This is a genomic window from Vibrio makurazakiensis (assembly GCF_050337375.1).
In the GTDB taxonomy this organism is placed as follows: Bacteria; Pseudomonadota; Gammaproteobacteria; order Enterobacterales; family Vibrionaceae; genus Vibrio; species Vibrio makurazakiensis.
This window is the reverse complement of record NZ_JAKJSW010000150.1, coordinates 1-10,612: the sequence shown is the minus strand read 5'-3', so window position 1 is coordinate 10,612 and position 10,612 is coordinate 1. Positions and strand designations below refer to the sequence as shown.

Sequence of the window (10,612 nt, the reverse complement as noted above, 5' to 3'; positions counted from 1 at the left end):
GCGAAGAATATATACAATTATTTCATTTATGACAAAATGTGAACGTCACATTTTGCGTAAATGTTTAGCATTTAAACGAATCTAAGCCGAATACATCACAGATAGCCGTACCTAAGACTCTTCTAAGTCGACTGCCGTACTGAATTTTACGGTTCGCATAGAAACTGACGTGTGGAACTTGCGAATATTAAGGTCGGTATGAAGTACCCGCTCTACAAAATGTTCATATGCTTGAATGTCTTTCACAGTCACGACTAACATGAAGTCGTAGCTGCCTGAGATTTGATAACACTGAGTAACCTCTGGTGCTTTTAGTATCGATTTACGAAAGATTTGATAAATATCTGCCCTATCACGTTCCATTTCGACCGAGACAATCAATGTCATCGTACTGCCAGCCAATTCAGGATTGATGATCGCCACGTCACCAATGATGATTTTTTCTTCTCTTAAACGTTTGACTCGCTTAAGGCAAGCTGGAGGAGATAAGCCAACCAATTCTGCCAACTCCATATTTGGAATTCGATTGTTTTGTTGTAGAGCGACTAAGATCTTACGGTCAATGCGGTCTATTTCCATAATTTCACCTTCCTACTTATTTTTAGCGTTATATTTCCTACATAACGTCAAATAACAAATTATTAACGACAATTTAATGTGATTAAGAAATTTTGAAAATGAAATAGTTTGTAAAATGTACGCATAAGTCACACAACTGAGTTTAGACATGCAAGCAATCCACACTTTTTTTAAAGATCTAGCGCGAGATATTTACGACGTTACGTTCACACTATTCAAAATTATGATTCCGATCATCGTCGTCATTAAAGTCGTCGAAGAGCTGGGTGGTATCGTGATCCTCAGTAATTGGCTCAGCCCAATTATGGAACTTGTAGGGCTTCCACCAGAATTAGGTTTAGTGTGGGCAACAACCATACTCACTAACATCTACGCCGGTTTAATTGTATTCATTAACCTCGATGCGCCACTCACTGTTGCTCAAGTTTCTATTTTAGGCAGCATGATGTTACTTGCACACTCACTTCCTATTGAAGCCGCTATCGCTAAAAAAGCGGGAGTAAGCTTAATGGCGACGTTAGTGATAAGAATCGGCGGAAGCTTATTACTCGCCTGGTTACTAAACATTAGTTATCAGTTTGGTGACCTACTCAATCAACCAGCAGTAACACTTTGGCAGCCAGAAGCATCTGTCGACACCACCTATCTGGGGTGGGTGCTTGATCAAATCAAAAACTTTGCCGTAATTTTTGTTGTCATCTCAGCCTTACTATTTTTGCTCAAGGTCTTAAAACTACTCGGAATTGAAAAAGTCATGGCTGTTCTACTGCGTCCTTTCTTGCGTATATTAGGCATTAGCAAAGAGGCCACTAACCTAACTATCATTGGCATAACTCTGGGCTTATCATTTGGCGGAGGATTGTTGATTAGCGAGGCGAAACGAGGACACATAGCCGCAAGAGATGTTTTTACTGCGATAATGCTACTTAACTTACTTCATAGTTTGATCGAAGATACCTTATTGATCCTGCTTATTGGCGCCGATTTCTACACTATATTTTGGGGCAGACTGGTATTTTCAATACTGATAGTTGCGATTCTAGCTCAAGCAATAAAACGCTTAGACGTGCGCGTATGCGAACGCTACTTCTACAAAAGTGTTTCGCAGTAACCTATATCTCCTAACGTTATATAAGGTTCTGTCCAAGCTTCAGGCACCATTTTATATATCTTTATAGACGCCCATTAAAAAGAGCGAGCGCCATAAGGCGTCCGCTCTTTACATTGTAAATCACCGTGATTACTAGCCTAGCGGATATTTCAACTAACCCATTTGTTTTTGGTGTTTATTTTGTTTAGCGCCAAACACAAACAGCACAATGACAGCTAATACAAACGGCAGCACGTATATATTTAGATTCTTCCAGCCAACTGTTGATTCAAGCCAACCCGACAATAATGCTGTTACTGTCACACAGCCAAACACCATAAATTCATTGAACGCTTGTGCTTTTGCCTTATTTTTAGACTGATAAGACTGACTAAATAACCCGGTTGCTGAAATGAACATGAAGTTCCACCCCACGCCCAATAACACAAGTGCCACTCTAAAGTGCCATATTGATTGGCCGTGAATATTCACCACTATACAAGCGACAAAGAGTAAGCCTCCTATAAGGATCATCAACCGCGCACCAAACTTTTCAATCAATCGACCAGTAAAAAATGCAGGGACAAACATCCCTAATACATGCCATTCAATTACACCAGCCGCTTTAGTGAAATCGAAGCCACAGCCAATCATGGCAAGCGGTGTCGCCGTCATTAGAATGTTCATAACGGCATAAGAAACCATGGCTGCAAAGACGGCAACAGCAAAATTGGGGCGCTTGATTATCTCTTTCAAAGAGTCAGACGCTACGCTGGATTGAGCCGATTGAGGTTTAGGAAACTGAATGGTTTGCAATATTACTAACGCGATAATATTAAGGACAATTAGCGAAGCGAACGCCCCTATATATAAACCATCTTGTGACCATTGTTGCGACATTATCGCTAAGTTAGGCCCCAATACCGCAGCTAAAACACCACCAGCCATAGAGATCGAAATCGCTCTATGACGAGCGTCTTCATTACACACCTCTATTGCAGCGAAGCGATAAAGTGTTCCGAAACCAATTCCTATACCGAGTAAAAAGGTCGCAAAACAGAACAAATAAAACTGCTGTTGATAAAGAGCAAACGTAGCTAACGACGCTCCGGTAATTCCAACAATATTCCCGATACTAAATCCGCGCTTTCGTCCTAGTTTTCCAGAAATAAGCGAAGCTGGGATCGTCGCGGCCATCAAGCCCAAAAATTGTAATGCGACAGGCAAAGTAATCATACTTGGGCTAGGTGCTATCTGCTGTCCAATCAAACCAATAACAGAAATAAGTAAAATGTTTCCTGTCATTAATAATGCCTGGCACAAGGACAGTAACCATACATTTCTATTCATTTCATATCCTTATGCTCATTCGCATTTTGAAATAAGGCACATTTGATTTAAAAAATCGCTCACCTGAACGGGTCATCCCCAATCGTTGATAAAACCCCACGGCACTTTCGCGGGCATCACACCAAAACTCACTAAAACCGGAAGAGTTGAGCTCAGACAAGATTTTCCGCACGACCTTACTTCCGATGCCTTGGCCTTGATATTGCTCTAATGTAGCGAACTTTCTTAAACGGGCACTTGATCCGTCGATAAACACAGATGCACAACAAACCACTTCCCCATTTATCACCGCACCAAAATGCCACGCTTCATCATCGGACTCTACTTTGCAGAATTCGATAGGTTTATGAGACCATAATACTTGATGACGAATGGGAAGCGCCTGTTGCCAGGTTATTCGTTTGACCGAGACTTCCATTAGTCTAACGCTGTGTCTACAGCGGCTTGGGCGTGAAGCTCTGTGGTGTCATAAAGCGGGACATGTGTATTTTCTTGCTGTACCAACATTGCTATCTCGGTACACCCTAAAATCACAGCTTGAGCACCAGCTTCAAACAAATCGCCTATTATCACTAAAAAGTCATTCTTGGAGCGTGGGTTCACTTTGCCATGAACCAATTCTTGGTAAATAACATCGTGCACCAATTTACGTTGAACACCGTTAGGTACAAGCACATCAATACCATACTTATCTTTCAGGCGACCTTTATAAAAATCTTGTTCCATCGTGAAAGCTGTACCAAGTAAGCCCACTTTCTCAATACCGTCACGCATCAAAACTTCGGCAGTTGCATCAGCAATATGTAATAGTGGAACTTCGACACTTTCTTCAACCTGTTCAAAGACTTTATGCATTGTATTCGTACAGATCATAACAAAATCTGCACCTGCACTTTCTAATGAACGAGCCGATTGAGATAATATTTCAGCGGTTTTAAGCCAATCTCCACTCCGTTGCAGTGCTTCTATTTCGGCAAAATCGACACTCATCATCGCTATTTTTGCCGAATGAAAGCCGCCTAATTGTCCACTTACTTTCTGGTTTATTTCACGATAATAGTTTGCTGTCGATTCCCAACTCATACCACCTATCATACCGATTGTTTTCATAACTTATCCCTAGCCAATGGTTGAGTTTCAATAGAGCAGAAAAGCTCATATGTTACAAACCGTATTTATCGATCCGCTGATTCAAAATTAAAAATCTTGTTTGTTTTGTTGACCTTACCCTAGGGGTAAGCTTTAGAATAGTCGTCACTTTGTACTTTATGAGCTCGTCATGCGACTTTCGACTTTACGCATATTTTGGATTACCTGTTTCAGCATGTTTACCATGCTGACGTCCAATATTGCCTCTAGCGAATCGCTAATGATGATCAACATGCTTTCAAGTGCTCAGACGATGTCAATGTCTATGAATTGCACCGTGATGAATGAAGACATTAATAGTGAAACTGACATTGAAGCTAAGCAAAATGGTCATACACAAACATCAAAGATGTTGCATCACAATGCGGCAGATAACTCTATGTCGATGATGGATTGTGGTTCTGGACCAGATCACAGCTGTAACTGTTGCGATGCAATGTGTATGACCAAAATTGCATTTGCTCCTCAAGTTACAAACTCCCCTTCTTTACATTCGCATCTTGCACTAATCACCCTTGAGCCAAGTCTTAGCATTGCTGGTCTTGCTCGTTCGCTCTACCGCCCCCCAATAGCATAAATCCAATCTATTTTTCAGCTCATAGCACCAATTACATTTAAACGCTGTGTTGTGAGAGTTTTTTCGTACCTCTAAGGTACGCTCAAATTGGATTTTGTTGTGAAAATTACTTTATCTGTTTTAGCACTCAGTATTAGTGCTACGGCAACGGTTTCCGCACCTGTATACGCGTCTCAAGCTGTCGTATCTCAGGTCGTCGAAACACAGAGCAATGCCGACTTTAATACCCTTATTCAATACGCATTAGCTAACGACTCCAGTCGCAAGCAGATTGCTGCCCAGTCAAATGCTTTACGCGCTCAAGGTGTAGCAAGTGCAACCTTAATGGATCCCAAAATTAAACTCGGGTTTGGCGGCTTGCCTGTCGACAGTTTCGAGTTTGACGTCGACCCTATGACCAACGTGTCTATTGGGCTAATGCAGCAATTCGAGCGTGGTTCAACTTTAGAACTGCAACAGCGTAAGGCTAACCAGCAGGCTGATGGAATGAGCTTACAAGCTCAACTTCGCGAACGAGAGATCGTTAACAGCGTAACGCAATTATGGTTGGAATTAGGCTACCAACAACAGGCTGAACGTGTAATAGAAGAAAACCTGAGCTTGCTAAACGAGCTAATGACCTTCACTCAAACCAATTACTCTATAGGTACGAGCGAAACTCAGGACTTGCTTAATGCTCAGCTCAAAGTTAGCCAGTTAGAAGATAAACGCCAAGCCAACGCGCAACAACAACGCCGTATTCATTCTCAGTTATCTGAATGGTTAGGCTCTGAGTGGTTAATGGATACGCGTGAATTGAAAGCTCAAAACAACCTCGATTGGTCCATTCTCACGCATAAGTTGTCATCTGTATCTAACACTCAATATTACCCATTGCTTCAACAGCACCCGATGATTCAAATCGCAGACGCGAATATCGCCGCTAGCGAGACACAGGTCAGTATCGCGGAACAGGCTTACACACCGCAGTTTGGTGTCGAAGTCATGTACGCAAATAGACAAGCCAATAACATGATGGGAGAGCCTGCTTCTGATCTATTGAGCGCTTACATCACCATGGATATCCCACTGTTTACTGGTAATAAGCAAGACAAAAACCATGAAGCGGCTCAATTTCAAGTTGGCGCAGCAAAATCCAACAAAGATCTGCTTCTTGCTCAAATGAATGCACAGGTCAACGCGCTTTTAGTCGACAAAACCAACTTAGAACAGCGTGTAGAACGTTACGCGACGACCTTGATTCCTCAAGTAAATGCTCGAACTCAAGCCGTAGAAAGGGGTTATCAAAATAACACCTCTCAGTTTAGTGATGTTATCAACGCAACTCGCGACCAGCTTGCTGTCACGCTTGAACAACAAAGGCTCATCACCGATCTCAACTTAGTACAAAGCAACCTAGCCACATTACTCGGTGCTTTCAGTTACCTAACGCCAACTCCTGCTGACACGCAAGCTAATAACTAACGAGAAAAACTATGAAACCATTACAAATCGCAACCATAGCCCTATTCGTTGGCAGCGCACTAGGCTACGGAGCTAACCAACTCCTGAACAATCATTCAATGCAATCAATGAATGGCTCTTTGCCATCTCAACAACAAAACGAGGGTAATAGCGATTCAAGCGAGCCTTTATATTGGGTTGCGCCCATGGATCCAAATTATCAACGAGACAAACCTGGGCTATCACCAATGGGAATGGATCTTGTACCTGTATATGCCGAAGACCTATCAGGAGCAAATGAACCTGCCGGGACGATTACCATTGACCCTTCTGTTGAAAATAACTTAGGCGTGAAAACTGCGTCAGTGCAGCTTGCCAAACTATCGCCTCGCATCGAAACCGTAGGCTACATAGCATTTGATGAAAGTCGTTTGTGGCAAACCAATGTGCGAGTCGCGGGTTGGGTAGAAAAACTCAACATTAATGCTGTTGGAGAGCAAGTAAAAAAAGGCGACGTTTTATTTACGCTTTATTCACCTGAGCTTATCAAAGCCCAAGAAGAGCTGTTAAACGCGTACCGTACAAGCAGACAAGGTCTAATCAAAGGAGCAACAGAACGCCTACTTACATTAGGGGTCGACCGTAGCCAAATTAAACAAATTAGAAAACAAGGCAAGGCCTCTCAGACCATTGATATTAAAGCGATTGATGATGGTGTCATCGCTAGCCTTAACATACGTGAAGGTGGCTACCTTTCTCCATCTCAAGCAGTAATCAGCGCCGGCCCGTTAGACGAAGTTTGGGTAGATGCAGAAGTCTTCGAGCGACAAGCCCACTGGATTGAGTCAGGTAGTTTCGCTGAAATGACACTTGATGCCGTTCCGGGAAAAAGTTGGAAAGGTGAAGTCGACTACGTCTACCCTATTCTCGACCCTAAAACGCGCACCATTCGCATGCGATTAAAGTTTTCAAACAGCGAAGGTCAGCTCAAACCAAATATGTTTGCCAACATCGCGTTACAACCCGTGACCGAAGGTTTTGCACTCACGATTCCGAAATCGGCCGTTATACGTTCGGGAGGCATGTCTCGTGTTGTTCTCTCTGAAGGTAATGGTAAGTATCGTTCAGCACGTATCGAAATCGGCCGAGAAGCTGGTAGCGATATCGAAGTCATTCAAGGATTAACAGAGCAAGATCACGTCGTCACTTCCGCTCACTTTATGCTGGACTCAGAATCCAGTCAGTCTGCCGACTTGTCACGTATTAATGGCGTAGAAGCCATTGAGCCTACCGTATGGGCTAAAGGCCAAATTACCGATCTGATGAAAGGTCATAAAATGGCGACAATTAACCACGAACCGGTTCCTGAGTGGGAATGGCCCGGCATGGTCATGAATTTCAACTTTGCTGATAACGTGAATATTGATGACTTAGAAAAAGGCCAACTCATAGATTTTGAGATGCTTAAGTCAGAATCCGGACAGTATGAAATTGTCGATTTCAAAATTGATACTGCCAAGGCGATTACTGACGTATGGATCACCGGCAATATCAGTATGTTAATGCCAGATTTTGGGATGATTACCTTACAACATGCTCCGGTATCAGAGTGGAATTGGGAAGCTGGCGAAATGAACTTCTCTGTCGACAGCGCAATTGACCTTGCCCCATACCAAGAGGGACAAAAAGTTCGATTTCTAGTATCTCAGAACGGTTCTGAATATTCGCTAGAACAACTTGAATCTATTCTGGTTAACGATCCGGAGAGCATCTAATGATTGGATCAATTATTCGCTGGTCAATCAACAACCGGTTACTGGTGTTGATGGCAACTTTATTTCTTACTCTCGGCGGCCTGTATAGCGTAAAAAATACGCCTGTCGATGCGATTCCTGATTTGTCAGATGTGCAAGTCATCATCAAGACAAGTTACCCGGGGCAAGCACCTCAAGTGGTTGAAGATCAGGTCACCTACCCTCTTACTACCGCAATGTTGGCTGTTCCGGGCGCAGAGACAGTTCGAGGCTACTCGTTCTTTGGTGACTCATATGTTTATATCATCTTCAACGACGATACCGACATGTACTGGGCAAGATCTCGTGTTCTTGAGTATTTAAGCCAGGTCGCGCCAAAACTACCCTCTAATGCCAAACCGACACTTGGGCCAGACGCAACAGGTGTGGGCTGGGTGTACAGCTACGTACTTCAAGATAAGTCAGGTAATCATGATTTGGCTGAATTACGTAGCCTACAAGATTGGTTTTTAAAGTATGAATTGCAAACGGTAGAAGGCGTATCAGAAGTCGCCACCGTGGGAGGAATGGTCAAGCAGTATCAAGTTCAGATCGATCCTGCAAAGCTTCGCGCCTACGACCTAACACTGCAGCAAGTTAACATGGCGATTCAGAATGGTAACCAGGAGTCTGGAGCATCAGTTATTGAGGTCGCTGAAGCTGAACACATGGTACGTACTACTGGCTACTTAACGAATATTGAAGACATTAAGTCACTACCGTTAAAGGTTACCGAGAAAGGCACTCCGCTTTTGCTTGGTGACATTGCTGACATTAATCTAGGTCCGCAAATGCGCCGTGGTATTTCTGAACTCAATGGCGAGGGTGAAACCGTTGGTGGCGTAATTGTGATGCGATTTGGTGAGAACGCTAGCCAGGTGATCTCAAATGTCAAAACCAAGCTGGATGAGCTAAAACGAAGCCTGCCAGACGGCGTTGAAATTGTCCCTACTTATGACCGTTCAACGCTGATAGATTCTGCAGTAGAAAACCTTTGGAAAAAACTCGCGGAAGAGTTCTTTGTTGTCGCGATTGTGTGTGCGCTGTTCTTGTTCCACATTCGCTCTTCCTTGGTTATCGCACTGAGTTTACCTGTCGGGATCCTTTCTGCTTTTGTTGTTATGCATTGGCAAGGCATTAATGCCAACATCATGTCGCTTGGGGGCATCGCAATTGCCATCGGCGCAATGGTGGACGGCGCTATTGTCATGATAGAGAACGTTCATAAACACATTGAACGCACACCTCTAACCGACAAAAATCGTTGGCAGGTAATCACTAAAGCAGCAGAGGAAGTCGGTGCTCCACTGTTTTTCTCGCTACTCATTATTACTTTAAGCTTCGTACCCGTATTTGCGCTTGAAGGCCAAGAAGGGAAAATGTTTTCTCCCCTCGCCTTTACGAAGACATTCGCTATGGCGGCATCAGCAGGTCTAGCGATTACTTTAGTCCCCGTGCTAATGGGTTACTTCATCCGTGGAAAAATACTTCCTGAGCATAAAAACCCAGTGAACAAAGGGTTGGTTGCATTATATCGCCCTTTGCTGAACTTAAGTCTAAGTTACCCTAAAACGGTGTTGATTATTGCCGTCGCACTCATGGGTTCAGCTTATTACCCCACCAGCAAATTGGGCAGCGAGTTCATTCCACCTCTAGATGAAGGTGACTTGATGTACATGCCAACAACTTACCCTGGGATCTCTATTGGTAAAGCCCGTGAGCTTTTACAACAAACCAATAAACTCATTAAAACGGTTCCAGAAGTAGAAACTGTATGGGGAAAAATTGGCCGAGCTGAAACTGCTACAGACCCAGCTCCACTGACTATGATCGAAACCGTTATTCAGTTTAAGCCACGAGACACATGGCGTGACGGCGTAACACCAGAATCTTTAAGGAAAGAGTTTAATGAGCTGATTCAGTTTCCAGGGCTAACTAACGCATGGGTAATGCCGATCAAAACGCGTATAGATATGTTAGCAACAGGAATTAAGACGCCAATCGGAATTAAAATTGCGGGCCCAGACCTCGGAGTTATCGAGAAGATTGGCAGTGATTTGGAGCCAATTCTTAATGGTATTAACGGTACGGCTTCAGTGTATGCAGAACGTGTTGCTGGAGGGCGTTACGTCACCATTGATATTAAACGTAGAGCTGCGGCTCGTTATGGGTTAAGCATCAAAGATATCCAACTTGTTATTTCAACAGCTGTTGGTGGTATGAATGTTGGTGAAACCCTTGAAGGGCTTGAACGATACCCGATTAATGTCCGCTACCCTCAAGAGTACCGTGACTCAGTAGTTAAGCTGCAAAACCTACCACTAGTGACACAAAATGGCGCCCGAATTGCGTTAGCTGATGTTGCCGACATTCGCTATGAAGATGGCCCACCGATGATTAAGACTGAAGATGCACGCCCTAACGGGTGGGTGTTTGTCGATATCGAAGGGCGCGACCTGGGTTCATACGTTAACGAAGCGCAGCAAATTGTCGCTCAAAATCTAGAATTGCCTGCTGGATACTCTATTGCTTGGTCTGGTCAGTATGAATACATGGAGCGCGCAAAGGAGAGGCTGAGTATGGTCGTACCTATCACTATCGCCATCATTATGCTGCTGCTCTACTTTAGTT

Annotated in this window: 9 protein-coding genes; 5 read left to right on the top strand and 4 right to left on the bottom strand. The window is 43.6% G+C overall.

The window, feature by feature from the left end:
• Positions 1-111: 111 nt before the first annotated feature.
• Positions 112-579, bottom strand: a complete 468-nt coding sequence (locus L4C33_RS15505) for an Lrp/AsnC family transcriptional regulator (RefSeq protein ID WP_428813322.1) — start codon at positions 577-579, stop codon at positions 112-114.
• Positions 580-727: 148 nt separating this feature from the next.
• Here L4C33_RS15505 and L4C33_RS15500 point away from each other — a divergent pair, with 148 nt between their 5' ends.
• The gene (locus L4C33_RS15500; RefSeq protein WP_428813321.1) at positions 728-1,690 is read left to right on the top strand and encodes a hypothetical protein; all 963 of its coding nucleotides are present in this window, start codon (positions 728-730) and stop codon (positions 1,688-1,690) included.
• A 153-nt stretch (positions 1,691-1,843) separates the two neighbouring features.
• Here L4C33_RS15500 and L4C33_RS15495 read toward each other — a convergent pair whose 3' ends face one another.
• The 3 genes from L4C33_RS15495 to L4C33_RS15485 are packed head-to-tail and all read right to left on the bottom strand — an operon-like array spanning position 1,844 to position 4,129.
• Positions 1,844-3,019 (bottom strand): MFS transporter, encoded by a 1,176-nt coding sequence (locus tag L4C33_RS15495; protein WP_428813320.1) that lies wholly within the window; start codon positions 3,017-3,019, stop codon positions 1,844-1,846.
• Position 3,020: 1 nt separating this feature from the next.
• The gene (locus tag L4C33_RS15490) at positions 3,021-3,437 is read right to left on the bottom strand and encodes a GNAT family N-acetyltransferase (RefSeq protein ID WP_428813319.1); all 417 of its coding nucleotides are present in this window, start codon (positions 3,435-3,437) and stop codon (positions 3,021-3,023) included.
• The gene (locus L4C33_RS15485; RefSeq protein ID WP_428813318.1) at positions 3,437-4,129 is read right to left on the bottom strand and encodes an aspartate/glutamate racemase family protein; all 693 of its coding nucleotides are present in this window, start codon (positions 4,127-4,129) and stop codon (positions 3,437-3,439) included. Before L4C33_RS15485 ends, L4C33_RS15490 begins: the two co-directional genes overlap by 1 nt.
• A 169-nt stretch (positions 4,130-4,298) precedes the next feature.
• On the opposite strand from L4C33_RS15485, the gene L4C33_RS15480 reads away from it, so the two are divergent.
• The 4 genes from L4C33_RS15480 to L4C33_RS15465 form a co-directional block, all read left to right on the top strand.
• Positions 4,299-4,745, top strand: a complete 447-nt coding sequence (locus L4C33_RS15480; RefSeq protein ID WP_428813317.1) for a hypothetical protein — start codon at positions 4,299-4,301, stop codon at positions 4,743-4,745.
• A gap of 105 nt (positions 4,746-4,850) precedes the next feature.
• The gene (locus tag L4C33_RS15475; RefSeq protein WP_428813323.1) at positions 4,851-6,209 is read left to right on the top strand and encodes a TolC family protein; all 1,359 of its coding nucleotides are present in this window, start codon (positions 4,851-4,853) and stop codon (positions 6,207-6,209) included.
• Positions 6,210-6,220: 11 nt separating this feature from the next.
• On the top strand, positions 6,221-7,963 hold the full coding sequence (locus L4C33_RS15470; RefSeq protein ID WP_428813316.1) for an efflux RND transporter periplasmic adaptor subunit: 1,743 nt from the start codon (positions 6,221-6,223) through the stop codon (positions 7,961-7,963).
• Positions 7,963-10,612, top strand: a 2,650-nt coding sequence (locus tag L4C33_RS15465) for an efflux RND transporter permease subunit (protein WP_428813315.1), incomplete at its 3' end; no start/stop codon positions are given. The genes L4C33_RS15470 and L4C33_RS15465, both read left to right, overlap by 1 nt.